This is a genomic window from Salinicola halophyticus (assembly GCF_003206695.1).
Taxonomy (GTDB): Bacteria; Pseudomonadota; Gammaproteobacteria; order Pseudomonadales; family Halomonadaceae; genus Salinicola; species Salinicola halophyticus.
Window position 1 is genome coordinate 625433 of record NZ_PZJN01000006.1, and the last position, 24587, is coordinate 650019.

Annotated in this window: 22 protein-coding genes and 1 tRNA gene; 5 read left to right on the forward strand and 18 right to left on the reverse strand. The window is 62.5% G+C overall.

The features are described 5' to 3' along the window. Positions 1 to 80: 80 nt before the first annotated feature. The 10 genes from hisS to DOM58_RS10730 all read right to left on the reverse strand — a co-directional run bounded on the left by hisS (position 81) and on the right by DOM58_RS10730 (position 9631). Positions 81 to 1361: a histidine--tRNA ligase gene (gene hisS / locus DOM58_RS10685; RefSeq protein ID WP_110692808.1), complete on the reverse strand. Its 1281-nt coding sequence runs from the start codon at positions 1359 to 1361 to the stop codon at positions 81 to 83. 120 nt (positions 1362 to 1481) lie between these two features. Continuing rightward, complete coding sequence (gene ispG / locus DOM58_RS10690) at positions 1482 to 2597, reverse strand: flavodoxin-dependent (E)-4-hydroxy-3-methylbut-2-enyl-diphosphate synthase (RefSeq protein ID WP_075562638.1); 1116 nt, start codon at positions 2595 to 2597, stop codon at positions 1482 to 1484. An 8-nt stretch (positions 2598 to 2605) separates the two neighbouring features. Then, a complete protein-coding gene (locus DOM58_RS10695; RefSeq protein WP_245392234.1) occupies positions 2606 to 3583 on the reverse strand; it encodes a RodZ domain-containing protein in 978 nt (325 codons plus the stop codon). A gap of 131 nt (positions 3584 to 3714) precedes the next feature. After that, complete coding sequence (gene pilW / locus DOM58_RS10700) at positions 3715 to 4470, reverse strand: type IV pilus biogenesis/stability protein PilW (RefSeq protein WP_110692809.1); 756 nt, start codon at positions 4468 to 4470, stop codon at positions 3715 to 3717. Positions 4471 to 4665: 195 nt separating this feature from the next. Continuing rightward, a complete protein-coding gene (gene rlmN, locus DOM58_RS10705) occupies positions 4666 to 5799 on the reverse strand; it encodes a dual-specificity RNA methyltransferase RlmN (RefSeq protein WP_110692810.1) in 1134 nt (377 codons plus the stop codon). Between the two features lie 82 nt (positions 5800 to 5881). Further along, the gene (gene ndk, locus DOM58_RS10710) at positions 5882 to 6310 is read right to left on the reverse strand and encodes a nucleoside-diphosphate kinase (protein ID WP_075562635.1); all 429 of its coding nucleotides are present in this window, start codon (positions 6308 to 6310) and stop codon (positions 5882 to 5884) included. A gap of 276 nt (positions 6311 to 6586) precedes the next feature. Further along, the gene (locus DOM58_RS10715) at positions 6587 to 6913 is read right to left on the reverse strand and encodes a HesB/IscA family protein (protein WP_110692811.1); all 327 of its coding nucleotides are present in this window, start codon (positions 6911 to 6913) and stop codon (positions 6587 to 6589) included. 41 nt (positions 6914 to 6954) lie between these two features. Then, positions 6955 to 8130 (reverse strand): aminotransferase class V-fold PLP-dependent enzyme, encoded by a 1176-nt coding sequence (locus DOM58_RS10720; RefSeq protein ID WP_075562633.1) that lies wholly within the window; start codon positions 8128 to 8130, stop codon positions 6955 to 6957. A gap of 118 nt (positions 8131 to 8248) precedes the next feature. Next, entirely contained in the window at positions 8249 to 8731 is a 483-nt protein-coding gene (gene iscR, locus DOM58_RS10725) for a Fe-S cluster assembly transcriptional regulator IscR (protein ID WP_110692812.1), read from the reverse strand. A gap of 117 nt (positions 8732 to 8848) precedes the next feature. Next, a complete protein-coding gene (locus DOM58_RS10730) occupies positions 8849 to 9631 on the reverse strand; it encodes an RNA methyltransferase (protein WP_110692813.1) in 783 nt (260 codons plus the stop codon). 155 nt (positions 9632 to 9786) lie between these two features. Between DOM58_RS10730 and DOM58_RS10735 the strand changes: the two genes are divergently transcribed. Further along, positions 9787 to 10581 carry an inositol monophosphatase family protein gene (locus DOM58_RS10735; RefSeq protein ID WP_110692814.1) on the forward strand — a complete coding sequence of 265 codons (795 nt, stop codon included), beginning with the start codon at positions 9787 to 9789 and terminating at the stop codon, positions 10579 to 10581. Between the two features lie 103 nt (positions 10582 to 10684). On the opposite strand, the gene DOM58_RS10740 is transcribed toward DOM58_RS10735, so the two are convergent. Both DOM58_RS10740 and speB read right to left on the reverse strand, forming a co-directional pair. Next, positions 10685 to 12067 (reverse strand): sodium:solute symporter family protein, encoded by a 1383-nt coding sequence (locus DOM58_RS10740; RefSeq protein ID WP_110692815.1) that lies wholly within the window; start codon positions 12065 to 12067, stop codon positions 10685 to 10687. 81 nt (positions 12068 to 12148) lie between these two features. Further along, positions 12149 to 13105 carry an agmatinase gene (gene speB / locus DOM58_RS10745; RefSeq protein WP_110692816.1) on the reverse strand — a complete coding sequence of 319 codons (957 nt, stop codon included), beginning with the start codon at positions 13103 to 13105 and terminating at the stop codon, positions 12149 to 12151. Between the two features lie 293 nt (positions 13106 to 13398). On the opposite strand from speB, the gene DOM58_RS10750 reads away from it, so the two are divergent. Then, positions 13399 to 14844, forward strand: coding sequence for a sigma-54 interaction domain-containing protein (locus DOM58_RS10750; protein ID WP_110692817.1), 1446 nt, complete (start codon positions 13399 to 13401; stop codon positions 14842 to 14844). 30 nt (positions 14845 to 14874) lie between these two features. On the opposite strand, the gene DOM58_RS10755 is transcribed toward DOM58_RS10750, so the two are convergent. The 6 genes from DOM58_RS10755 to queA all read right to left on the reverse strand — a co-directional run bounded on the left by DOM58_RS10755 (position 14875) and on the right by queA (position 21954). Further along, positions 14875 to 16086 (reverse strand): AI-2E family transporter, encoded by a 1212-nt coding sequence (locus DOM58_RS10755; protein WP_110692818.1) that lies wholly within the window; start codon positions 16084 to 16086, stop codon positions 14875 to 14877. 165 nt (positions 16087 to 16251) lie between these two features. After that, positions 16252 to 17157 carry a protein translocase subunit SecF gene (secF, locus tag DOM58_RS10760; protein ID WP_110692819.1) on the reverse strand — a complete coding sequence of 302 codons (906 nt, stop codon included), beginning with the start codon at positions 17155 to 17157 and terminating at the stop codon, positions 16252 to 16254. Positions 17158 to 17169: 12 nt separating this feature from the next. Beyond that, the gene (gene secD / locus DOM58_RS10765) at positions 17170 to 19017 is read right to left on the reverse strand and encodes a protein translocase subunit SecD (protein WP_110692820.1); all 1848 of its coding nucleotides are present in this window, start codon (positions 19015 to 19017) and stop codon (positions 17170 to 17172) included. A 105-nt stretch (positions 19018 to 19122) separates the two neighbouring features. Further along, a complete protein-coding gene (gene yajC, locus DOM58_RS10770) occupies positions 19123 to 19455 on the reverse strand; it encodes a preprotein translocase subunit YajC (protein WP_075563434.1) in 333 nt (110 codons plus the stop codon). A gap of 111 nt (positions 19456 to 19566) precedes the next feature. Further along, on the reverse strand, positions 19567 to 20685 hold the full coding sequence (tgt, locus tag DOM58_RS10775; protein WP_110692821.1) for a tRNA guanosine(34) transglycosylase Tgt: 1119 nt from the start codon (positions 20683 to 20685) through the stop codon (positions 19567 to 19569). 231 nt (positions 20686 to 20916) lie between these two features. Beyond that, positions 20917 to 21954, reverse strand: coding sequence for a tRNA preQ1(34) S-adenosylmethionine ribosyltransferase-isomerase QueA (gene queA, locus DOM58_RS10780; RefSeq protein ID WP_110692822.1), 1038 nt, complete (start codon positions 21952 to 21954; stop codon positions 20917 to 20919). Positions 21955 to 22088: 134 nt separating this feature from the next. Here queA and DOM58_RS10785 point away from each other — a divergent pair. From DOM58_RS10785 to DOM58_RS10795, 3 genes are all read left to right on the forward strand, one after another. Continuing rightward, positions 22089 to 22175: transfer RNA gene (locus DOM58_RS10785), tRNA-Leu, on the forward strand. A gap of 342 nt (positions 22176 to 22517) precedes the next feature. Continuing rightward, positions 22518 to 23153 (forward strand): hypothetical protein, encoded by a 636-nt coding sequence (locus DOM58_RS10790; RefSeq protein WP_188113806.1) that lies wholly within the window; start codon positions 22518 to 22520, stop codon positions 23151 to 23153. 645 nt (positions 23154 to 23798) lie between these two features. Then, on the forward strand, positions 23799 to 24545 hold the full coding sequence (locus tag DOM58_RS10795) for a Crp/Fnr family transcriptional regulator (protein WP_110692824.1): 747 nt from the start codon (positions 23799 to 23801) through the stop codon (positions 24543 to 24545). Positions 24546 to 24587: the final 42 nt, after the last annotated feature.

Genomic DNA, 24587 nt, shown 5'->3' on the forward strand with positions numbered 1-24587 from the left:
GCCAGCAACACGGCACCCGCGCCTTCACGGCATTCGTTCGCCGCCGAGTCTGGGTTTTGAACCAGTCGCTCTCGTCCCACTCAGGCGAACTGTCGGCCGAGCCAGGCGATGGCCTCGTCCTGAGCGAGTGTCTGCTGTTCGCTGTCGTCGCGCAGCGGCTTCAATGTCAGTCGCGCGTTGGCGATTTCGTCTTCACCCAGAATCAGCGCGAACCGGGCACCGCTGCGATCGGCGCGCCGGATCTGGCTCTTGAAGCTACCGCCGCCGCAGTGTACCTGAAGACGCAGCTCGGGCAGAGCATCGCGCAGACGCTCGCCCAGCAGCAGGGCTTCACGCTCGGCGGATTCGCCCATCGCCAGCAGGTAGGCATCGGCACCGCCCTTGGCCTCTTCGGGGACCAGCTCGAGCGTTTCGAGCAGCAGCATGAGGCGTTCGAGACCAATGGCGAAGCCCACGCCGGGCGTGGGTTTGCCGCCGAGCTGTTCGACCAGACCGTCGTAGCGACCGCCACCACAGACCGTACCCTGACTGCCGAGGGCCGTGGTGGTCCACTCGAACACCGTGCGCGAGTAGTAGTCGAGGCCGCGCACCAGTCGCGGATTGATGCGGTATTCGATACCGGCGGCGTCTAGCGTCGACTTGAGCCGTTCGAAGTGCTCGCGGGATTCGTCGTCGAGATGATCCAGCAGCTGCGGCGCACCGGCGAGCATCTCGCCCATGGCCGGATTCTTGGAGTCGAGGATGCGCAGCGGATTGGTGATCAAGCGGCGCTGTGAATCCTCGTCGAGCACCTCGCGGTGAGACTCGAAGTAGGCCACCAGGGATTCACGATAGGCAGCGCGCGCCTCCGGCGAACCCAGCGAATTGAGCTCGAGCGTCACGTGGTCGGCCATGCCGAGCTGACGCCACAGGCGGGCGGAGAGCAGAATGATCTCGGCATCGATATCGGGGCCGGTCATGCCGTAAGCTTCGATGCCGATCTGATGAAACTGGCGATAGCGGCCTTTCTGAGGGCGCTCGTAACGGAACATCGGGCCCATGTACCAGAGCCGCTGGGTCTGGTTGTGGAGCAGACCATGTTCCATCGCGGCGCGCACGACGGCGGCCGTATTTTCCGGACGCAGTGTCAGGCTTTCGCCATTGCGATCGTCGAAGGTATACATCTCCTTCTCGACCACATCGGTTGCCTCGCCGATGGAGCGGGCAAACAGCACCGTCGGTTCGACGATCGGCGTGCGGATCTCGCGATAATCGTAGCGATCCACCAGTGAGCGCAGCTGCCGTTCGAGGTATTGCCACGCGGGTGACTGGTCCGGCAGCAGATCGTTCATGCCACGAATGGCTTGTAGTTTGTTGCTCAACTGACACTCCTGCTTATAGCAAAACGCCACAGGCGGCCTGCCTGGGCGTTCGTCGGTGATTCCCGGATCGAGAATGGCGACGCATCAAGCCTCGCGGACACGCGCTGGCACCTCGCGTGTTCACGCCCCGCGGGCAATGACGGCGTCTTCCTGGCTCTCTTTCTCTTTGGCCTTCTGGCGGATCAGCGCTTCGAGATCGTCGACCAGATGGTCGTTGCGCAGCTTGCTGGCCGGCTTGCCGTCGATGTAGACCAGGTTGGCCGGGCTGCCGCCGGTGAGGCCGATGTCGGTCTCCTTGGCTTCGCCGGGGCCGTTGACCACGCAACCGATCACCGAGACGTTGAGCGGTGTCATCACGTCCTCGAGACGCGTCTCGAGAGCATTCATGGTGGCGATGACGTCGAAGTTCTGACGCGAGCAACTCGGGCAGGCAATGAAGTTGATGCCCTTGGCGCGCAGCTTGAGGCTCTTCAGCATGTCGAAGCCGACCTTGATCTCCTCGACCGGATCCGCGGCGAGCGAGACGCGGATCGTGTCACCGATGCCGTCCATCAGCAGCATGCCGAGGCCGATCGATGATTTCACCGTGCCCGAGCGCAGGCCACCGGCTTCGGTGATGCCGAGGTGCAGCGGCTGTTCGATCTGCTTGGCCAGCAGCCGGTAGGCGGCCACGGCCATGAAGACGTCGCTGGCCTTGACGCTGACCTTGAAGTCGTGGAAATCGAGCCGGTCGAGGTGGTCGATATGGCGCATCGCCGATTCAACCAGCGCTTCCGGGGTCGGCTCGCCATATTTTTTCTGCAGATCCTTCTCCAGCGAGCCGGCGTTGACGCCGATGCGGATCGGGATGCCGTGATGGCGGGCCGCATCGACGACCGCGCGGACGCGATCCTCGCGGCCGATATTGCCGGGGTTGATGCGCAGGCAGTCGACACCGAGTTCGGCTACGCGCAGGGCGATCTTGTAGTCGAAATGGATGTCGGCAACCAGCGGCACGCTGACTTGCTGCTTGATCTTGCCGAAGGCTTCGGCGGCATCCATGTCGGGCACCGATACCCGCACGATATCGGCGCCGGCCTGCTGCAGGCGCTGGATCTGGCCTACGGTGGCGGCGACGTCGTTGGTATCGGTGTTGGTCATGCTCTGTACGGCGATGGGGGCACCGCCGCCGACAGGCACGTTACCGACATGGATCTGTCGAGAAAGACGACGGGTGATCGGAGATGGCATCTGCATGGCGCTTCTCAGTCTCCCAGGGTGAAGCGAGCGACATTGTTGCCGCCCGTGTATTGGCTCAGATCGACCGACTTGCCGCGATATTCGAGCGTCACGCCACTGGCGTTGCCGATGGTCAGACGAAAGGGCGGTTCGCCTTCCGCGGTTGCCTGACTGTCGGCGGACTGGAGCCCGCTGAAAATTCGGTCGTCGTTGGCATCATAGATCTCGGTCCATGACTCCTGGCTGAAAGTCAGGGAGAGCTCGTTGTCGCTGGCGTCCGCGGCCGCCGTGTCATCATTCGCCGCCGAAGTTTCGTCGCCTACCGCCGCGGAACTGGCCTGTGCAGCCTGGCGTGCGTCGTCGCTCGGTGTTGTCGTTTCCGCCGAGGCGGAGACGCCCGTGGCGTTGTCGTTGCCGCGCGCGGCCGTTGCGTCATCGGCGCCGGTCGTCGGCGTATTCTGCTGCGTCGGCAGTGGCGGCAACTGGGTGTCGGTATTGGGTGTCATCGCCGAGCTATCGGTGCCGGTGCTGTTGCCATTCGAGCTGCCGGCGTCGGTAGCGTTCGCGGCGTCATTGTTGCCTTCGTCGTTCAGGCGATCGACGGCGATGGGGCTGTCGTCGCTGCCCCCCCCGAAGATGTCGTTGCCTTCCCGGCTTTGCCACCACAGCAACGTCAACGATATCAGACCAATGATGACCAATAGGGTAAACAGGCGAAAGATCCACGGGCCGACTCGGGAAGGCGCCCGGGTGGTGTGAACCACGCCGAGTTTACGCTCCATGTCGCCGCGACCATGGGTGGCGTCGTAAGCATTGACAACACGGGTCTCGTCGATTCCCAGCAGGCGCGCGTAAGATCGCACGTAGCCCCGGCGGTAGGCAGCGATCGGTACCTGGTCGAAGCGGTCTTCCTCGAGCCCGGAGACGACGATCGGGCGCAGATTGAGCTGCAGCGCGGCATCCTCGAGGCTCAGCCCCTGGCGTTCGCGCTCGCTTCGAAGCATGTGGCCCGCCGTTTCGTGAGACGGGGCTGGTGCGTCTTGCTGCTTGACTGATGGTTCGTTCATTTCGCTCATGGGCGAAAATCCTTTTGATCTTTTCCGAGCACGGGCTCGAGTAAGGGGTTCTGATCGCCTCAGGAGCCGCCGAGCTGCTGACGGTAAAAGGCCGCACGAGTCGAATCTCCTTGCGCACTGGCGATGTCACTCGCCAGTCGCAGGCTATCGTCGTCGGTGCCGGCCACGGTGAAATAACGCTGCAGGCGTTCCCAGGCGCGTTCGTCGTTACCCTGCGTGTGATCGATGCGAGCCAGCGCCAACAGGCTGCGCGCGTTGCGCGTATCGATATCGAGGGCGCGCTCGTAGTACTGCTGAGCGGCAGTCGCATCGCCGTTGGCGGTTTCGCATTGGCCCAGATTCGCGAACAGCTGGGCTCTTTGGGTGTAGTTGATATCCTGACTGGCAACGGCCAGTTGCTCGCACGCCTGGGCGTACTGTTCACGCTGGTACAGAAGGGCCGCATAATTGTTGCGAATGCGCGTTGCCTCGGGGTCGGCTTTCAGGGCTTTCTGGAAAAAGTCGTCGGCCAGGTCCAGCTCTTGCTGACGTTGATAGAGCAGGGCCAGACCTTCCAGGGCGCCACTGTCGCCGGCGTCGAGATCGACGGCATGATTCAGGGCCTGCTGCGCGCGGGGCAGATTGCCCTCGGCGAGATACGCCTTGCCCAGGCGGGTGTAGGCTGCCGCCGCGTCCTCAGGGCTATCCTGTTTCGGTCCGTTGGATGAAACCGCCGTGGCGCAGCCACTCGATAGACACAGCGCCCCCGCCAGACATACGACTCCCGTCGCGATACACAGCGATCGTATCGAACACCAACGAGATGAGCGGGTCATGCGCGGCTCTCCCACGTTTCGAGACAGCGACGAGCCAAAGGTCGAATCCCGAGCAACTGAAAACAAAGCGGTTTTGGGGCTCCCATCAAAGCGCCGCACCGAGTCGAAGTCAAGGCGAGGCCCGCTCGAGGTGATGGCGACATCGATGGCTGCGGCAGACATTGACGGCCGCATAGCGACTTCATGCCCAAGCGTTCAGTCGGCATCCAGCTGGATCGACTGGATGTAGCGCTCGTGACGCTTGGTGCGATCCTTGACCTTACCTACCAGCTGGCCGCAGGCGGCATCGATATCGTCACCGCGGGTGGTGCGCACCATGGCCGTGTGGCCCAGCTCGTAAAGCCAGCTTTGAAAGCGCATCACTTGATTGCGCGAAGGCTTTTCGTAACCCGAGTGCGGGAACGGGTTGAACGGGATCAGGTTGATCTTGCACGGCAACTCCGCGAGCAGCGCCACCAGTTCCTCGGCGTGTATCTGCTGGTCGTTGACGTCCTTGATCAGGGTGTACTCGATGGTGACATGACGCGTCGTCTCGCACTTGGCGAGGTAGCGATGGCACGCATCCAGCAGCGTGCGGATGTTGTACTTGCGGTTGAGCGGCACCAGCTCGTTGCGTAGCTCGTCATTGGCGGCGTGTAGCGAAATCGCCAGGCTCACATCGATGTCGTCGCCCAGCTTGTCGATCATCGGCACGACGCCGGAAGTCGATAGCGTCACGCGGCGCTTGGACATGCCGTAGGCGTTGTCGTCGAGCATCAGCTTCATCGACGGCACCACATTGTCATAGTTGAGCAGAGGTTCGCCCATGCCCATCATCACCACGTTGGTGATCGCCTTGCGTCCGTCGGGGGCGCTCATGCGGCCGCCGGCACGCTGCTGGGCCACCCACACCTGGCCGATGATCTCGGCGCTGGTCAGGTTGCGCTGAAAACCCTGCTTGCCGGTGGAGCAGAAGCTGCAGTCCAGCGAGCAGCCGACCTGGGACGACACGCACAGCGTACGCCGCGCGCCGTTGTCGGCCGGAATCAGCACGGTTTCGACGTAGCTCCCGTCCTCGACTTCCAGCACCCATTTGCGGGTGCCGTCGCTGGAGGTGCCTTCGTAAACCACGTTCGGGCCACGGATCTCGGCATGTTCTGCCAGGCGGCCACGCAGTGACTTGGAAAGGTTGGTCATCGACTCGAAGTCGTCGCAACCTTCCTGATGAATCCACTTCATGACCTGGGCAGCGCGAAATTTCTTCTCGCCCAGAGAGACGAAGAACGTCTCCATCTGCTCGCGGGAGAGCCCCAATAGATTGGTGCGCGGAGTAGCGGTGGCAGCGGTCATGGCAACGGAATCGGCTCGAGAGTGGCGGGGTGTGCTGGGACGGAGAAGGCCGACCGGCCCTGAAGGCCGGTCGGTCGACGAATCAGCTGCGCGAGCAGAGTTCGTCATCCTTGAAGAAATAGCTGATTTCGCGAGCGGCGGATTCCGGTGCGTCGGAACCGTGCGCGGCGTTGGCGTCGATGGAGGACGCGAAGTCGGCGCGGATGGTGCCCGGCGCGGCTTCCTTGGGATTGGTGGCACCCATCAGCTCGCGGTTCTTAGCGATCGCGCCTTCACCTTCGAGCACCTGGACCATCACCGGACCGGAGGTCATGAAGCCGACCAGATCGGCGAAGAAACCGCGCTCGGCGTGCTCGGCATAGAAACCTTCCGCCTGCTCCTTGGAAAGGTGCAGCATCTTGGCGCCGACGATCTGCAGACCGGCTTTTTCGAAGCGGCTGTAGATGTCGCCGATCACGTTCTTGGCAACGGCATCGGGCTTGATGATGGAAAGCGTGCGCTCGGTGGCCATGAATTTAGGTCTCCTGGTAGTAGTGCATTGATAATGAATCGATCGCGATTGTCGCGAGCGGAAAAAAATAGGTAGATGAGGCGAGGCGAAGGTTCATGCCGAACCATTCATTCCCGGCCACAACGCCCCGTCCGAAAAATCGCGCCATTGTAGCGCAAGCCCTTGGCCGACGCATCCCGGCCTCGTTGGTCGGGATGCGTCGATCAGCAAGCGTCGGTCAGCGAGCGGCGATCAAAGAGCACCGGGCAGACCGGGCCGGGACGATCGGGGCGGAGCTCAAACGTTGAAGCTTTCGCCGCAGCCGCACTCGTCGGTGACGTTGGGATTGTTGAAGCGGAAGAAGCGATTGAGCCCTTCGCTGACGTAGTCGACCTCGGTGCCGTCGAGAACGTTCAGCGCTTCCCGGTCGACCAGTACCTTGACCCCGCGCTCTTCGAACTCGACATCTTCGGCGCGCAGGTCGTCGGCGATATCGAGCACGTAGCTGTAACCGGAGCAGCCGCTCGGCTTGATCGCCACGCGAAGGCCCAGGCCACCGCCGCGCTCTTCGAGCACGTGGCGAATCTGGGTGGCGGCGGATTCACTGATGGTAATGTTCTGCATGGTATTTCTCCTGCCGAAGACGAACGGCAACTGCCGTTCCTCTAACGATGATTCATGGCGGCTTTGGCGGGTTGACGCAACCCACTCAGGGCGCGGCGTATGTCGGCGACGGCCGCGTCGATCTCTTCGAGGGTGGTGAAGCGACCAAAACTGAAGCGAATCGAGGCCAGTGCCTGCCGATGCGGAACGCCGATGCCCTCGAGAACGTAGGACGGTGCCACGCTGGCCGAATTACAGGCCGATCCCGTGGAGACGGCCAGCCCCCGCAGCGCCATCAGTAGCGATTCGCCGTCGACGCCGTCGAAAGCCAGGTTGACGATGTTGGGTACGGCCTGGTCCAGCGGCGAGTGGTTATGAATGCCGCCGCAGTCCGCCAGGCCGTCGAGAAAACGTTGGCGCAACGCGCGGACGTGGGCGCCGTCGGCTTCGCGCTCGTCGCGGGCCAGCATGAAGGCTTCGCCCATGCCCACGATCTGATGCGTCGGCAGCGTGCCGGAGCGCATGCCGCGCTCGTGGCCGCCGCCGTGGATCAGCGCCTCGATGCGCAGGTCCGGATCGCGACGCACGTAAAGCGCGCCGATACCCTTGGGGCCGTAGGCCTTGTGCGCCGAGAGCGACATCATATCGATGCCCATGGCTTGCACATCGAGCGCGAGCCGTCCGCAGGCCTGCGCGGCATCGACATGAAAGCGGGCGCCGAACTCGTGCGCGACGGCAGCGAGGGCGGTGAGATCGTTGACGCTGCCGAGCTCGTTATTCACCGCCATCAGCGAGACCAGGGCGGTGTCCTGGCGCATCGCCTCGCGCAGCTGGCCCGGTTCGATACGCCCGTCGTGGCCCGGCGTCAGCCAGGTGACCTCGAATCCTTCTCTCTCCAGCGCGATCGCGGTGTCCACGACCGCCTTGTGCTCGATGATCGACGTCACCAGGTGACGGCCCCGAGCGCGGTTGGCGCGCATGAAACCGGTCAGCGCCAGGTTGTCCGCCTCGGTCGCGCCGGAAGTCCAGACGATCTCGCGCGGGTCGGCACCGATCAGGTCGGCGACCTGACGGCGAGCGTTCTCCACCGCCTGCTCGGCCAACCATCCCGGCATGTGGCTGCGCGAGGCCGGATTGGCATAGACCCCGTCCATCGTCAGGTGGCGCATCATCTGTTCGGCCACGCGCGGGTCGGTCGGGGTGGTGGCGGCGTAGTCGAGATAAATCGGAGCACTCATGGCACGCAAGATCTCTGGCAGTCGATCGAAAGGAAATCGGACCCGATACATTAGAACAAAATACGCTGAAGCCTAGAGAACAAAAGACGCTAAAGCGTATTCGCTCGCAGGCGTTTGCCTAGTGCGACGACACCGTGATCGTGGCAGCGTCGTCGGCGAGTGAGCGCACGTCGGGTTCGCGTCGCGTGGTCGAGCGGGCCTGTTCGCGATGCACCAGCTCCAGCAGGCTGATATCGCTCAGGAAGCGCTGGATCTCGTCGGAGAGATCGCACCACAGATGATGCGTGATGCACTTGCTGCCCTGATGACAATCCGCCTGTCCGTGGCAGCGCGTCGCATCGATCGACTCGTTGACCGCGTCGATCACGCCGGCCACGGAAATCTCGGCGGGCGCCATGCCCAGCAGATAGCCGCCGCCCGGTCCGCGTACGCTGCTGACGAGCTTGGCCCGGCGTAGCCGCGCGAACAGCTGCTCGAGATAGGACAGCGAAATATCCTGCCGCCTGGAGATATCCGCCAGGCATACCGGGCCCTGATCGGCGTTGAGCGCCAGATCGAGCATGGCGGTGACGGCGTAGCGCCCTTTGGTGGTCAAACGCATTGGCGAGTATCGGCTGTCGCTGCATCGGTGTCGACATTATGGAAAAACCCAGTAATTCGGTCAACCATTCCGCCGCCGCCGCGCTGCCTTCTGGAATCGCCATCCAGCCATGTCGAATCAGGACTTGTCGTGCAGCCGCTTGTCGATCGTTCCCAGAATGCCGCGCAAAATGTTCATTTCCATGCTGTCGAGATGGGCGCGCATGAATAGCCGGCGCAGACGTGCCATCAATTGGCGGGGATTGTCGGGGTCGTGGAATTCGATCGCCGTCAGCGTTTGCTCGAGATGGACGAAAAAGCGTTCGAGATCGGCGTGGGTCGCCGGCGGGTTGTCCCAGGTCACGCCGAAAGGCTGATCGACTTCGCGCTCCGGCGCGGACGTGGCGCTCGACGAAGCGTCTTCCAGAGCCAGAAACGCCTGGCGGCACTCGTAGGCGAGCACCTGCACGGCGGCGGCCAGGTTCAGCGAGCTGAAGTCAGGGTTGGTCGGGATGTGCACGTGCTGATGGCAGCGCTGCAGCTCGGCGTTGGTCAGGCCGGTGTCCTCACGACCGAACACCAACGCGACGCGGGCCTCGGTCGGTTCCAGCGCTTTCGGCAGGCTCTCCGCCAGATCGCGGGGCCCGACCATCGGCCAGGGCAGATGGCGGGAGCGAGCGCTCGCTCCCACCACCAGGGTGCAGTCGGCCACGGCGTCCTCGAGCGCGTCGAATTGTCGCGCGCTATCCACCAGCGTGGTCGCCCCGGAAGCTCGCGAGTAGGCCTCCAGATCCTTGGGGTTGCAGCGGGGAGTCACCAGGGCGAGATCCTCGAGGCCCATGTTGCGCATGGCGCGAGTGGCGGCGCCGATATTGCCGGGATGGCTGGTGCCGATGAGAACGATACGGATACGGTCGAGCATAGAAAGAGGCATGGGACACTGTGAAAGAGGCATCGGGTACGGATCGAATGCTGGGGCAAGCGGGAAAACGCGTAGTCTAGCATGACTGGAAAGGCCGACTTCTGCTAGACTGCGCGGCGTTCTTTAACAGCCTCCGACACCCCAAGGCCAGATCCATGCATCCGATGGTTCAATATGCGCTGCGCGCCGCTCGCAGTGCCGCTGAGCAATTCGTTCGTATCCGTGACCGTCTCGAGGTCAACCACGACGAGCAGGCAACCGCCAATCTGCTCGAGGATACGGCACGTAACGCTGAAACGCTGATCGTTCATCAGCTCTCCCGCGGTTATCCGCAACACGGGATTTCCGGTCGCTACACGCCTTATCGCGAAGGCAAGGGCACCGACAAGGATACCGTGTGGCACATCGAGCCGATCCACGGCGAGTCCAATCTCGGTGTGGCGAACCGCCAGTTCGCGATCTCGATGGTGTGCCTGGTCAAGGGGCGCCCGGAGCATGCGGTGGTCGTGTCGCCATTCAGCGATGACGAATTCCTGATCAGCCGTGGTCGCGGCGCGCAGGGTAACGGCAAGCGCATGCGCGTCTCCAAGACGGTCAACGTCGAGGGCGCTCGGCTCTCGCTGGCCTGGCCGGCGCTCGACAGCCGCTCGCGCTGGTTGCCGCAGTATCTGACCGTGGTCGAACGTTTGGGGCCGCAGATCGATACGCTGAGCGGTACCGGCTGTGCGCTGCTCGACATGATCGAGTTTGCCTCGGGCCGTGCCGACGCCGTGTTCGTGATGGGGCTGGAAGAGCAGGACCGTCTGGTCGGCTCCTTGCTGCTGAAAGAGGCGGGTGCGCTGACCGGTGCTATCGACGGCTCGCCCAGCGTCGAAGACGGTGGCAGTCTGATGGCCGCCGGCCCGCGTCTCTACAAGGCGCTGGCGCAGCAGCTCAAGGCCAGCGTCTAGACGAGCCGCCGAGCGACTGGCTCTCGAACGCGCCACGAAACGAAGCGCCCTGTCGGGGTATCCCGGCAGGGCGCTTTGCGTTGGAGTGTGCACCCAGTCCCGATCAGGGTGTCGAAGAGGCCGTCGGCTGAGGGCGAGTGAGCAGGCTCCCGACCACGAACGCCAGCAGCGCGGCGGCGAGGCCGGCATAGATCGGCGTATTGGCCAGCAGACCATCTTTCAGCATGAAGACGATCACGCCCGCGCAGCCGGCCAGCATACTGGCAATGGCGCCGGTGGTGGTCGATCGCTTCCAGAACAGCGCCCCCAGCATGGGAATCAGCATGCCGCCGACCAGCAGGTTGTAGGCGACCGTCAGCGCGCCGATGACATCGCTGACGTTGATCGCGATGATGACGCTGACCACGCCGACCAGACCGGTGCAGAGTCGATTGATCCTGACACCCTCGATCTCGCGGCCACCGCGGAGTGCTGGCAGGATGTCCTGAGTCAGCAGTGTCGAGGAGGCGAGCATACCCGCGCTGGAAGTCGACATCATCGCGGCCATGGCGGCGGCGATGATCAGCCCGCGGATGCCGTCCGGTAGCGCCAGTTGCGCGATGGCGGCGAAGGCGTTGTTGGCGTCATCGAGATTGGGCAGTAGGACGCTGGCGGCGATACCGACCACGGCACCGATCATCCCGTAGAGAATGCAGTAGATGCCCGCGAAGGTGCCGGCGCTGCGGGCCACGCGGCTGGATCGCGCGGTAAAGACCCGCTGCCAGATATCCTGGCCGATCAGGATGCCCAGGAAGTAGATGACGAAGTAGGTGATGATCGTGTCCCAGCCGATCGCCGTCAGCGAAAAGCTGGTTGCCGGCGCCTTCTCCAGCAGCGCACTCCAGCCCCCCACCGAATCGATCGTCAACGGCAGCAGCAGCGCCACCATGCCGACGGTCATGATCAGAAACTGCACGATGTCGGTCAGCGTCAACGACCACATGCCGCCGATCGTCGAATAGATGACCACGACCACGCCGCCGATGACGACGGCCTGCCAGGCCGGCATGCCGAAGATCACGCTCAGGACGGTACCGATGCCGATCGTCGAGGTCACCGCCAGCATCAAGTCATAGGCGAACATGATGATCGAGCTGATCAGCTTGGCGGCGGGGCTGTAACGGCGCTCGAGCACCTGGGTCACGGTGTAGAGCTTGAGTTTCATCAGCGGTTTGGCTAACACCACGCTCAAAACGATCAGCCCCAGGCCGAGCGAGGCGCAGAGCCACAGACCGGAAAGCCCGTAGGTATAACCGAGCCTGACCGTGCCCACAGTCGACGCGCCACCGAGCACCACTGCCGACAGGGTGCCGATATACATGCCGGGCCCCAGACGACGGCCGGCAACGAGGTAGTCTTCCCGGTTACGGGCACGTTTCATGCCCCACCAGCCCAGGCCGAGCATACCGACCGCATAGAGTGCGACGACGAAGAGATCCAGCATCATGTTGTCCTGTCCTGCCGCTGAGTCAGCGGCGGTTGTTATTGTCGAAAGACGATCTTGTCGGGGATGACTGCTCGGTGTCGTTCAGCGCCGTTTGACGCCGGGTAGAATGCACAACATCTCGAACAGCAGGTTGGCGGCGACCACGGCGGTCTGGCCGTGCGCGTCGTAGGGTGGCGAGACCTCGACCAGGTCGCAGCCGACGATATCGAGGCCATGGGCGCCGCGGATGATCTCCAGCGCCTGGGGGATGGTCAGGCCACCGATCTCCACGGTTCCGGTACCCGGCGCATAAGCGGGGTCGAGGCTGTCGATATCGAAGGTCACGTAGACCGGGCCGCCCTGAACCTTCTCGCGGATCTCCGCCATCAGCGGTGTCAGACTCTTGTGCCAGCACGCTTCTGCCGGCTCCACCCGAAATCCCTGCTGGCGGCCCCAGTCGAACTCCTCGGGGGAGTAACCCGTGCCGCGCAGGCCGATCTGGGCGACGCGATGGCAGTCGAGCAGGCCTTCCTCGACCGCGCGCCGGAACGGCGTGCCATGAGCGATGGCTTCACCGAACATGTGCTCGTTGATATCGGCGTGGGCGTCGACGTGGATCAGCCCCACTGGGCCATGCTTCTTGGTCATGGCGCGCAGGATCGGCAGCGACAGAGTATGGTCGCCGCCCAGGGTCAGCGGGATAACGTCGTGGGTCAGCAGCTCGTCGTAGTAACGCTCGATGATGTCGACGCTCTTCTTGAGATCGAAGGTATTGATTGGCACATCGCCGATGTCGGCGACCTGCAGACTTTCGAACGGCGCGGCACGGGTCGCCATGTTGAAGGGGCGAAGCATCCGGGATTCATCGCGGATCTGGCGGGGTCCGAAGCGTGTGCCCGGGCGATTGGAGGTGCCGATATCCATTGGAATGCCGACGAAGCAGGCGTCCAGCCCTGCGGCGCTCTTCTGCGTCGGCAGACGCATCATCGTGGCTGGCCCGCCGAAGCGAGGCATCTCGTTGCCGCCGAGCGGCTGGTTGTATGGCGGTCGGTCGGTCATGGGAATCCTGGGTGTTGTGGTTGTCGGTGGTGATTACCGAGTAAACACCAGCAGGAATCATGCCAATCGGTAAGTGACTGATATGTCGCGATGCTGCGAGCCGGTTGATTCATTAATGAATCATTGCGCGGGTCTGAATGATACTTTTATGGATTAATGATTCGACAATGCATCGATAGCGGATTCATCATGCCGATTCTCCATGGCCTTGGTTGATGCCAGTTTCGATGATGAAAGGTGCGGCCGCTGAAAGGTCCAGCGGACGACAGGTGCGTCCGATAAAAGGTGCAGGGATGACGGATTCGACGAAAACGGAAGACGCTGCGGCTCAGCTGACGCTGGAGACGCTGGTCCAGACGGCTCAGGACCATCTGTTCATCGTCGACAGCGACGGCCATATTCTGGATGTGAGTCCGGGCAGTGCCGCGGTCTACGGCTTGCGTCGGGATGAACTTCGCGCCACGACCGTCCAGGCGCTGCAGGCCAGCGGGGTGCTGTCACCCTCGGTATCGCTCGAGGTCATTCGTACCGGACAGCCCGCGCAGATCATGCAGCGTACGGGTACCGGCCGCCAGGTGATCGCCGAAGCGTTTCCGGTCTACGCCCACGGCGAGCTGATTCGCGTGATCAGTCGATCGCGGGATCTCACCGACCTCCAACTGCTGCAGGACGAATACGCGCTTCTCCAGCGCCGATTTGCCGAGCATCTCAAGCGCCATCACGAGCCCGCCGGAGACGAGGAAACCGCCGTTGGCGAGCTGGTGGTAAAGAGCCGGATCATGCGCGAGATGGTCCACCTGCTGAAGCGCAGCGCGCCAACCGACGCCACCGTCTTGATGCTGGGTGAATCGGGCGTCGGCAAGACGGCCTTCGCGCGGCAGCTGCATCGCTGGAGCCGACGGCGCGAAGGTGACTTCGTCGACGTCAATTGCGCGGCGATTCCGGAGTCGCTGTTCGAGTCGGAGATGTTCGGTTACCAGCCGGGTGCCTTCAGCGGCGCGTCGCGCCAGGGCAAGGCCGGTCTCCTCGAGCAGGCTCACGGCGGTACGCTGTTTCTAGACGAGATCGGCGAGCTGCCGCTGTCGATGCAGTCGAAGCTGCTCAAGGTGATTCAGGACGGTTCGTTGATGCGCCTGGGCGATACCCAGTCGCGTCAGGTCGATTTTCGCCTGGTGGTGGCGACCAACCAGGATCTGATCAAACGGGTCGAGGAGGGCACCTTCCGTCTCGATCTCTACTACCGGCTCAACGTGATTCCGGTGACCTTGCCGCCACTGCGAGACCGGCGAGAGGATATCCGCGGATTGGCCGAGCGCCACCTCGAGCAGCTCAATCGTCGCTACGGTCAGGACAAGGTGCTGCATCCCGGTGCCTGGGCGGAGCTGATGAGCAATGACTGGCCGGGCAATATCCGGGAGCTGGAAAACTGGCTGGAACGAGCCTGGCTATCGGCGGAAGGCAACGTCGTGGGGGCGTCGACGTCGAATCTGACGGACGCCGCTATCACGCCCCACGACTCGGCGGGTGTCGAGAGCGAGGTGGAGGGATACCCGGCGATGAACGCTGTGCTCGCCCCGGAGCAGGGGCTCAAGGCGGCCATGGCCGCTCACGAGCGCCGCATTCTGGAGGCGCTGATAGCGACGCATCGCACGACCTATGCCCTGGCCGCGCGTCTCGGCATCAGCCAGCCCAGCGTGGTCCGCAAGCTCAAGCGCCATCACCTTCGGCTCGAACGCTAGGCGCGCTGATCGAACGTTAGCCGCAATGGCTCAACGGCTGATATCGACGTTGGTGTCCATGTTCGTGCTCGCCATGGCGCTGACGTCCCGCGATACTTCGTCCGAAGATGAGGCTTGATCGCCGCCGCTGGACTGTGCGATCGGCTTGCGTCTGCCATAGCCCCAGCGCTCGGCCTCCGACGGCGCATCCGGCGCATCGTCGTCATGCAGCCACTCTCGCCAGCTGGCGACCAGCAGCGCCATCAACACCGGGCCGACGAACAGCCCCACGATTCCCATCGTCTTCACGCCGCCGATCAGGCCGAAGAAAGTCGGCAGGAAGGGCAGCTTGATCGGGCCGCCAACCAGCCGCGGGCGCAGCGTCTTGTCGACGACGAAGAGCTCGAACGCGCCCCAGATGAAGAGTCCGACGCCGTTGATCATATGCCCGGTCGCCAGCAGATAGAGCGACACCAGCGTGAACGTCAGCGGCGCGCCACCGGGCACCAGGGCCATGAAGGCGGTAATCACGCCGAGCACCACTGGCGATTGAATGCCGGCGATCCAGTAGGCGGTGCCGAGCACCAGCCCCTCGCCGAGCGCGATCAGGCCCATGCCCATCACCGTCGAACTGACCGTCGCCGGCACCACGCGCGAAAAACGCTGCCAGCGCGCCGGCAGCACCCGCTCGCCGACGATATCCAGCTGACGGGCCATGCCGGCGCCGTCCTTGTAGAGAAAGAACAGCGTGATCAGCATGAACAGCAGCGTCAGTGCCAGATGCAGCGCGTTGCTTCCCAAGGCCAGCACCCAACGCGAGATATTGCCGATATGCTCGCCGCCCACCAGCTGAATCAGATACTCGGGGGCGTGAGGCTCGGCCAGATAATCCTGCCACTGTACGGCCAGCCAATTCCCAACGCCCGGCAGATGTTCGACCCAGGCCGGCGGCGGGATGCCGCGCTGGTTGGCGACCATCAGCCAGCCGACCCAGCCTTTCAGTTCCTGGAAGGCGTAAGTAGAGGCCAGCACCATGGGAATCACCAGGCATAGAATGATCAGCCCCAGCGCGATGCTGGCGGCGAGCGTCTTGCGCTGCCCGCAGCTCGCCAGTAGTCGGCGATAGAGCGGCCAGCTGGCGAGGCAGATGATCAGGGCGGCCAGCACGGGGATCAGGAAATCGATGAAGAAGTAGACACCGGCGACCATCACCAGCACCAGAAGCCAGCGGGCGACGCTGCTGTCGGCAAAGATTGGGGCCATGTAATACTCGTGAAAGCGACGAATGAAACCGGTTAGTCCGGACGAAATCGAACGGCATGCCCATCGGCAGCCAGCCATCATACCCCAGCCGGGCGATGAGCGACGGCCACAAAAAAGGCCCCTCGCCGTGCGAGGAGCCCCGAAGTCACTGACGCGACGTGAAGGCTACGGCGTGTCGTCGACGACCTCGCCTTTCTTCACCGGGATCAGATCCTGACGCTCCAGCTTGAATACGATCAGCAGCGCCGCGGCGACGTAGACCGAAGAGAACGTGCCGGCCACGATCCCCAGGATCAGCGAGATCGCGAAGTTGTGGATCATGTCGCCGCCGAGGAAGAACAGCGCGAACAGCACCAGCAAGGTGGTACCGGACGTCGCCAACGTTCGCGACAACGTCTGGTTGATCGCTTCGTTGAAGATCTGCGCCAGATCTTCGCTGCGTGACAGCCGGATATTCTCGCGAATCCGGTCGTAGACGATGATGGTGTCGTTCAGCGAGTAGCCGATGACCGCCATGATCCCCGCCAGTACCGTCAGGTCGAATTCCCACTGGAACAGCGCGAACAGGCCCAGCACGATCAGCACGTCGTGTCCCAGCGAGATGATCGCGCACAGCGCGAACTTGTACTGGAAGCGGAAGGCGACGTAGATCGCCACGCCGGCAAGGGCCACCAGCATGCCCAGACCGCTCTGGTCACGCAGCTGATCGCCGACCTGGGCGCCGACGAATTCGGCGCGAACCAGCTCGATCGAGGCGTTGCCGCTACTCAGGGCCGAAACGACCTGGTTGCCCACGTCGTTGCTGAAGGTCTGCTGCAGGCGCACCAGGATTTCATCCGTGGCGCCAAAGGTCTGTACCGAGAAGTTCTCGAAACCGCTATTGGCCAGCAGCGAGCGGATATCGTCCAGCGACGGCGCCGCGGCATAGTGAAGCTCGACGACGGTGCCGCCGGTGAAGTCGAGCCCGAGATTGAGGTTGAGCAGGGCGAGGGCCGCCACCGACACGATCGTGAGTGCGATCGAGACGATAAAGGCGATGCGGCGCTTGCCCATGAAGTCGAATTGGCGCATTGCTCGCATCTCCTAGATCCAGAGTTTCTTCAACGGCTTGCCGCCGATGGAGAGGTTGACGAGGGCACGCGACACCATGATGCCGGTGAACATCGACGTCAGAATGCCGAGCGACAGCGTCACGGCGAAGCCCTTGATCGGGCCGGTGCCGATCGAGAACAGCACGACAGCCACCAGCAGCGTGGTGAGGTTGGCATCGACGATCGAGGTGAAGGCGCGGCCATAGCCCGCATGGATCGCCTGCTGCGGCAACGTCTTCTGCCTGAGCTCCTCACGTATGCGTTCGTAGATCAATACGTTGGCATCCACCGCCATCCCCAGCGTCAGCACGATCCCGGCGATGCCGGGCAGCGTCAGCGTGGCGCCCAGCAGCGACATGGCGGCGATCAGCAATACCAGGTTGACCGCCAGCGCCACATTGGCGATGACCCCGAATGCCTTGTAGCGAATCAGCATGAAGGCCACGACCAGCAGACCACCGACCAGCACCGAGAAGATGCCGCGCTCGATGTTCTGGGCGCCCAGGCTAGGCCCGATGGTGCGTTCCTGGACGAAGTAGATCGGCGCCGCGAGCGAGCCGGAGCGCAACAGCAGCGCCAGTTCGCTGGCCTCGGTCGGGGAATCCAGGCCGGTGATGCGGAAACGGTTACTCAGCGCGCTCTGCACCGTCGCCAGGCTGATTATGCTGCGGCTGGTGGTGGGAATGCGCTCCTCGACCTGCTTGCCATCCTTGGTCACGGTGCGCGTGTCCGTGCTGTGATCGATGTACAGCACCGCCATGTTGCGACCGATATTGGTACGGGTTGCCTGGTTCATCAGCGAACCGCCGGTACCATCGAGGTTGATGTTGACCTGCGGTCGGCCGTTCTGATCGAAGCCCTGGCTGGCGCTGGAGACCCGGTCCCCGGTGATGATCACGTCGCGCGACAGGGTTGCCGTGCGCTGTGAGCCGTTGCGAAACGGGAACGTTTCGGTCTCGGCGTCCGGCGTGTCCGGGCGAGCCTCGAGACGGAACTCAAGGTTGGCGGTGGCGCCGACGATACGCTTGGCCTCGGCGGTGTCCTGCACGCCGGGCAGCTCGACCACGATACGGCTGGGCCCCTGACGCTGGACCAGCGGTTCGGACACGCCGAGCTCGTTGACGCGATTGCGGATGGTGGTCAGGTTCTGCTGGACCGCGTAATCCTGAATGTCCTTGATCGACTGTTCGGTCAGGGTCATGTCGAGATAGGCACGGCGACCTTCGTCACGGTCTTCCAGCTGGAACTCGCTGAAGGTCTGGCTGATCTGATCGCGGGCGGCGTCACGGTCTTCGCTGTTGGCGAATTCGAGATGCAGGGCGTTGTCGTCGACGTCGGTGCCGCGATAACGGATGCGCTCGTCGCGCAGGTCGGCGCGAATGGCGCTGGCCGTGGCCTTGAGACGCTGTTCGACCGCGGCGTCCATGTCGACTTCGAGCAGGAAGTGCACGCCGCCGCGGAGATCGAGACCGAGTTTCATCGGCGCCGCGGAAAGACTGGTCAACCAGGACGGGGTGGAATCGGCCAGGTTGAGTGCCACGGTGTACTTGTCGTCGAGCGCCTTGTCGACCACATCGCGGGCGGGAAGCTGCTGTTCGGCATCGTCGAGCCGAATCAGGGCGGTGTTGTTGCCGGTCATTGCTGCCGACTTGACCTGGATGTCGTCGTCGGTCAATGCCTGGGTGACTCGGTCGAGCTGCTGACTGCCGAGAGAACCGTTGGTGGTGCTGATCTGGACGGCGGGGTCCTGGGGGTAAAGATTGGGTAACGCGTAGATGACGCCGACAATACAGACGATCAGTATCAGCAGATACTTCCACAGGGGGTAACGATTGAGCATGGAAGCCCTGTCCTTTCAATCAATGACGATCGGGCGATGACCGTCGTGCGAAGAGTGTCGCGGAAAGAGACGGCTGCCGATGGGAATCACCGGCAGCCAGGAGAGTTACAGCGACTTCAACGTGCCTTTGGGGAGGACGGAGGCCACGGCGCTCTTCTGAACGCTGACGATGGTACCCTCGGCAATCTCCATGCTGATGAAGTCATCGGTCACGTCGGTAATGCGGCCGAGCAGCCCGCCACCGATCACGATTTCATCACCCTTGGACAGGTTGGTGACCAGCTTCTTGTGCTCCTTGGCGCGCTTGGATTGCGGACGCCACAGCAGGAAGTAGAAGATCAACACGAAACCGACCAGCATGATGATCTGGGCAATACCACCACCGCCAGGGCCGCCCGCATCCTGGGCGTGAGCCGCAGGGATGAAAAAGTCCAGCATTGATGTATCTCCGAAGGTTGTGTAATGAAACGGCTGTGTAATGAAAAGGTTGCCTGGGTGAAGCTGACGATACGGCGTACCGGGCGACTACCGAGGACCGTTCGAATCGTCTCAATCGGCCTCGGGCGGCACGGACAGTCCGCGTCGCCGATAGAATTGTGCTACGAAGTCGGCCAATGTACCCGCTTCGATAGCGCCGCGCAAACCCGCCATCAGGCGCTGGTAGTAGCGCAGATTGTGCACCGTGTTGAGCATCGAACCGAGCATTTCGCCGCACCGGTCCAGGTGATGTAGATAGCCGCGAGAAAAGTGCTGACAGGTGTAGCAGTCGCAGTCGGCTTCCAGCGGGTTGGTATCGTGACGATGCACGGCGTTACGAATCTTGACCGTGCCGTCGGCGGTGAACAGATGGCCGTTGCGGGCGTTACGGGTCGGCATCACGCAGTCGAACATGTCGATGCCGCGGCGTACGCCCTCGACCAGATCCTCCGGCTTGCCGACGCCCATCAGATAGCGCGGCTTGTCTTCCGGCATCCAGCTCGGCAGATAATCCAGCACGCGGATCATCTCCTCCTTGGGTTCGCCCACCGACAGCCCGCCGATCGCCAGGCCATCGAAGCCGATGTCGAGCAGGCCTTCGAGCGAGCGCTTGCGCAGCTCGGGGTACATGCCGCCCTGCACGATGCCGAACAGCGCAGACGGTGAATCGCCGTGCGCGGCGCGGGAGCGGGCTGCCCAGCGCAGCGACAGCTCCATCGACTTCTGCGCCTCGGCCTCGCTGGCCGGGTAGGGCGTGCATTCGTCGAAGATCATCACCACGTCCGAGCCCAGCGAGTGCTGCACCGCCATCGACTCTTCCGGCCCCATGAACACCTTGGCACCGTCCACCGGCGAGCGGAAATGCACGCCCTGCTCGGTGATCTTGCGCATGGCGCCCAGCGAGAACACCTGGAAACCGCCAGAGTCGGTCAGGATCGGCTTGTGCCATTGGGAGAAGTCATGCAGATCGCCGTGGGCCTCGATCACCTCGGTGCCGGGGCGCAGCCACAGGTGAAAGGTGTTGCCGAGAATGATCTCGGCGCCGATCGCCTCGACATCCTTGGGCGTCATGCCCTTGACCGTGCCGTAGGTACCTACCGGCATGAAGGCCGGCGTTTCCACCGTGCCGCGCGGAAAGGTCAGCCGGCCGCGACGGGCACGCCCTTGCTGGCCCAGCCGCTCGAATTTCATGAAGCATTCGTCTCGCATGGTGTCTCTCTTCTTTATTCAACGCGCCCGAAGCCGCGCGCAAGGCGTTTGTCTATCAACCAACGCGCCCGAAGCCGCGCGCAAGGCTTTTGTCTGTCCAACCAACGCGCCCGAAGCCACGCGCAAAGCGTTTTTCTGTCAACGCGCCCGGAGCCGCGCGCAAGGCGTATGTCTGTCCACCGCGTCCGGAGCCGCGCGCAAGGCGTTCGGGGATTAGCTGGGTCTACGGGTCAGATACATCGCATCGCCATAGCTGAAGAAGCGGTATTCCTCGGTGACGGCTTCCTGATAGGCGCGCATGACGGCGTCGTAGCCGGCGAACGAGGAGACCAGCATCAGCAGGGTCGATTCCGGCAGATGGAAGTTGGTCACCAGCGCATCCACGCAGCGCCAGCGATAACCGGGATAGATGAAGATGTCGGTCTCACCACGGTAGGGCGTCAGCTCGCCGCTGTCGTTCTGGCTGGCGGTTTCCAGACAGCGAACGCTGGTGGTGCCGACGGCGACTACCTTGTTACCGGCGGCATGAGCGCGATTGACCTGTTCGCAGACCGATTCGTCGACTTCCAGCCACTCGCTGTGCATGTGGTGTTCGCGGATGTCGTCGACTCGCACCGGCTGAAACGTGCCGGCGCCGACGTGGAGCGTGACGAAAGCCGTCTCGATACCCTTGGCACGCAACGCCTCCATCATCGCCTCGTCGAAATGCAGCCCGGCCGTGGGGGCGGCAACGGCGCCTTCCCGGCGGGCATAGACGGTCTGATAGCGTTCACGGTCGGCCAGTTCGTCCTCGCGGGTGATATAAGGCGGCAACGGCATGTGGCCATGCTGTTCGAGCAGCGCGATCAGCGGTGTCTCGCCCAGGAAGCGCAATTCGAACAGCGCATCCTGACGGCCTTCGACCACGGCATGGATGTCGCCTTCGAAAATCAGCTCCGTGCCCGGCTTGGGCGACTTGCTCGAACGCAGGTGCGCCAGCCCGCGATGCGCATCCAGCGGACGCTCCAGCAGCATTTCGACCTTGCCGCCGCTGGCTTTCTGGCCGAACAGCCGCGCCGGAATCACCCGGGTGTCGTTGAATACCACCACGTCACCGGGTTCGAGTTTCGCCAGCAGATCGGGAAAGCGGGCGTGCTCCAGCGTGCCGGACTCGCCGTCGACGCAGAGCAGGCGACAGTCGGTACGCTGTTCGGAAGGGTAACGAGCGATCAGCTCGTCGGGCAGATCAAAATGAAAATCGGCGCGCTGCATGGCGTAGGTCGCGTATCGGCTCGAGTCGGGATGGGTAGGTTGTATTCGAAAGGGCGCCATCATAAAGCACCCGAACGATTAAGTCAGTGGGATGATTGACGCCGGGCGGGGCGTCCGTATAATGCGTTTCCGCTGCCGGCGTGGCGGAATTGGTAGACGCAGCGGATTCAAAATCCGCCGCTGGAAACAGTGTGTCGGTTCGAGTCCGACCGCCGGCACCATCCGCAAAATCAGTATTTTAGCTTCGTTATTTCTCTCCTTGGTTCTTCCGCGTTTCAGTGCTTGGTCGCAGAACGCGCTCGATGTCGCTCAGTTTCCTGACGACACGAGATCGTGATACCAGTACGCGCCAGCGTGCAGCAGACCAGCTTCGCTCTCCTCTTATCACCCTGTGCTATTCAGCGTTTCCGTGACCGGTCGAATGTCCGATCGTTGGTCGAGCCCGTGGCTCGCCAAGTGAAACGAACAACGCTTCTCGCTATTCAATTGTGGGTGGCAAAGCATGCCGGCGGGCAGGTACGGTAGGGGGCCAAGCGCAGTTTAAGGCGGCGAGCAGAGCAATGATGAACTGGATCTCTCAACACAGCTCCGCCATTTCCGCGCTGACCAGTCTGTGTACGTTGTTGGTTTGGCTGTTCTACGCGCAGCTGCTGTATCTCAACTTCAAGCGGCAGCGACAACCGAAGATCATCATCAATCGGGGGTTCGGCCGTTCGCTGCAGGCGCGCTGCGTCATCAGCAACATGAGCCCCGAGCCGATCTTCATCGAACATATCGTGGTGATCCTGCATACGGATCGCGGCACGCTCTTCCAGGATCTGATCGATTTCGAACGGTCTGCCGGCGACAAGGGCAGTGCCGATCAACTGGTCGAGACGACGCGGCAGGGGCCGATGGCCTCGGGCAGCTACAACCATATTGGAACCTTTCAGAATGTCGTGGAGCGGGTGCTTCGCTGGCATGACATTCCGACGGATGACTTTCAAACGACCGACGGTCGCACGTTGCAGGCGGTGGAGCTGCGCGTCATCGCGATCTACGGCAGTGAAGATTCACCCGTTGGCGCTTCCAGAACCTTTGAATTGACCATGAGCCCCTCTGGCGAGGCCTTGATTCCGACGCGCCTTGATACCCGGCGATATGCTTCCCGGTGGCGGCGCCTTCGAGTCAAGCGCTGGATTCGTGAGCTGGACGCCTGATACCGCATGCAGGAAAGAGCGCTCCGGGATTGAAAGCCCGCAATCCGCAGCCTGTAGGCCGCCGTTCGATTATATTTTTAGGTAGTTGATCTGTATCAACTTAATTCGCCGATATCAGGTCCACAGTGGGCGCCTGTACCGGGAAGGTACTGGAGAGGAAACTGCAAGGAAGCGGTTGTCACAAGGACGCATGGCAGGATGCCATGGTGCTATTGGCATGGAATAGCAGCGTATCTGAGACCTGCAAGCGATAGGTCTCTTTTCCGCTGTGCCAACCGATTTTGCTGGTATGGCGATGTGAGTCGTCAACTCCCCACCTGTTGTACACCCTGACCTGTTTTACCACCTGACCTGTCGTACACCCCTATCTGTTATGCGATGCGCCAAGCATTGTCAGTCGTGCTCATCCGCGCACGCACTCGCGTTTCCCGTATGGACCGGCTTGAACCGCTTAAGCGTGTTGCGCCTCGCGCCTCGCGCCTCCCGCTGCGCCATCGTCCCTCGCGACATGGCGGGAATTGGAGCATAATCCCCGCGTGATGAAGTTGTGTGAAGAACGATATGAAAGAAAGCCACGGTTTGAGTCAATCGAGCAGTACCACTGCGTCCAAGGCTTCATTTCTGCCTCAAGCAAGGAGCAGTAGCATGGTAGCAGACGTCTCCTACGCCAATAGTCTGATGGTTCAGAAGTTGGAGAGCATCTTCAGTCTCTCCCCCGAAGAAAAACAGGCGCTTCAGGCATTGCCGGTCCAGATCGAAACGCTAAAGCCCGAGCAGGATATCGTGAGGATCGGTGATCAGCCGACTCAGTGCTGCCTGTTGCTCGAAGGTTTTACCTGCGTTTACAAGCTGACCTCCGAAGGCAAACGACAGATCCTGGCATTGCACGTACCCGGTGACATGCCGGATCTGCAGAGCCTGCATCTGCAGGTGCTGGATATCAGTATTGCCTCGGTCAGCGCCAGCAAGGTCGGCTACATCCAGCATGACGTTCTACGCCAGGTTTGTGAGCGTCACCCACGCCTGACGGCCGCCTTCTGGCGTGAAACATTGGTTGATGCCTCGATCTACCGGGACTGGATCCTCAATATCGGACAGCGCGATGCCTATGCCCGTGTAGCTCATTTTTTCTGCGAGCTGCTGATGCGTCTTCAGGCTGTGGGGGTGGTCGAGGACCGAGCATTCCACCTGCCGATCACTCAGGCGCAGTTGGCAGATGCGATCGGCATCACCTCGGTCCATATGAACCGAGTGTTCCAGGCGCTGCGTTCGGATGGGCTGATCGATGCCACGAGAGGAAGAGTGGCGATTCTGGACTGGGACCGACTGCAGGAAGAAGGCGATTTTGATCCGCTCTACCTTCATCTCAAGAAGCAGCGCTCAACTCGATAGGGCTGTTGGCGCTGGATAGGCAGGCGCCAAGAGGCGGGTTAT

Coding starts and splice junctions, on each gene's coding strand:
- ispG (WP_075562638.1), bottom strand. CDS start 2,597: ATGCAGATGCCATCTCCGATCACCCGTCGTCTTTCTCGACAGATCCAT.
- DOM58_RS10695 (WP_245392234.1), bottom strand. CDS start 3,583: ATGCTTCGAAGCGAGCGCGAACGCCAGGGGCTGAGCCTCGAGGATGCC.
- pilW (WP_110692809.1), bottom strand. CDS start 4,470: ATGACCCGCTCATCTCGTTGGTGTTCGATACGATCGCTGTGTATCGCG.
- rlmN (WP_110692810.1), bottom strand. CDS start 5,799: ATGACCGCTGCCACCGCTACTCCGCGCACCAATCTATTGGGGCTCTCC.
- ndk (WP_075562635.1), bottom strand. CDS start 6,310: ATGGCCACCGAGCGCACGCTTTCCATCATCAAGCCCGATGCCGTTGCC.
- DOM58_RS10715 (WP_110692811.1), bottom strand. CDS start 6,913: ATGCAGAACATTACCATCAGTGAATCCGCCGCCACCCAGATTCGCCAC.
- DOM58_RS10720 (WP_075562633.1), bottom strand. CDS start 8,130: ATGAGTGCTCCGATTTATCTCGACTACGCCGCCACCACCCCGACCGAC.
- iscR (WP_110692812.1), bottom strand. CDS start 8,731: ATGCGTTTGACCACCAAAGGGCGCTACGCCGTCACCGCCATGCTCGAT.
- DOM58_RS10730 (WP_110692813.1), bottom strand. CDS start 9,631: ATGCTCGACCGTATCCGTATCGTTCTCATCGGCACCAGCCATCCCGGC.
- DOM58_RS10735 (WP_110692814.1), top strand. CDS start 9,787: ATGCATCCGATGGTTCAATATGCGCTGCGCGCCGCTCGCAGTGCCGCT.
- DOM58_RS10740 (WP_110692815.1), bottom strand. CDS start 12,067: ATGATGCTGGATCTCTTCGTCGTCGCACTCTATGCGGTCGGTATGCTC.
- speB (WP_110692816.1), bottom strand. CDS start 13,105: ATGACCGACCGACCGCCATACAACCAGCCGCTCGGCGGCAACGAGATG.
- DOM58_RS10750 (WP_110692817.1), top strand. CDS start 13,399: ATGACGGATTCGACGAAAACGGAAGACGCTGCGGCTCAGCTGACGCTG.
- DOM58_RS10755 (WP_110692818.1), bottom strand. CDS start 16,086: ATGGCCCCAATCTTTGCCGACAGCAGCGTCGCCCGCTGGCTTCTGGTG.
- secF (WP_110692819.1), bottom strand. CDS start 17,157: ATGCGCCAATTCGACTTCATGGGCAAGCGCCGCATCGCCTTTATCGTC.
- secD (WP_110692820.1), bottom strand. CDS start 19,017: ATGCTCAATCGTTACCCCCTGTGGAAGTATCTGCTGATACTGATCGTC.
- yajC (WP_075563434.1), bottom strand. CDS start 19,455: ATGCTGGACTTTTTCATCCCTGCGGCTCACGCCCAGGATGCGGGCGGC.
- tgt (WP_110692821.1), bottom strand. CDS start 20,685: ATGAAATTCGAGCGGCTGGGCCAGCAAGGGCGTGCCCGTCGCGGCCGG.
- queA (WP_110692822.1), bottom strand. CDS start 21,954: ATGCAGCGCGCCGATTTTCATTTTGATCTGCCCGACGAGCTGATCGCT.
- DOM58_RS10790 (WP_188113806.1), top strand. CDS start 22,518: ATGAACTGGATCTCTCAACACAGCTCCGCCATTTCCGCGCTGACCAGT.
- DOM58_RS10795 (WP_110692824.1), top strand. CDS start 23,799: ATGGTAGCAGACGTCTCCTACGCCAATAGTCTGATGGTTCAGAAGTTG.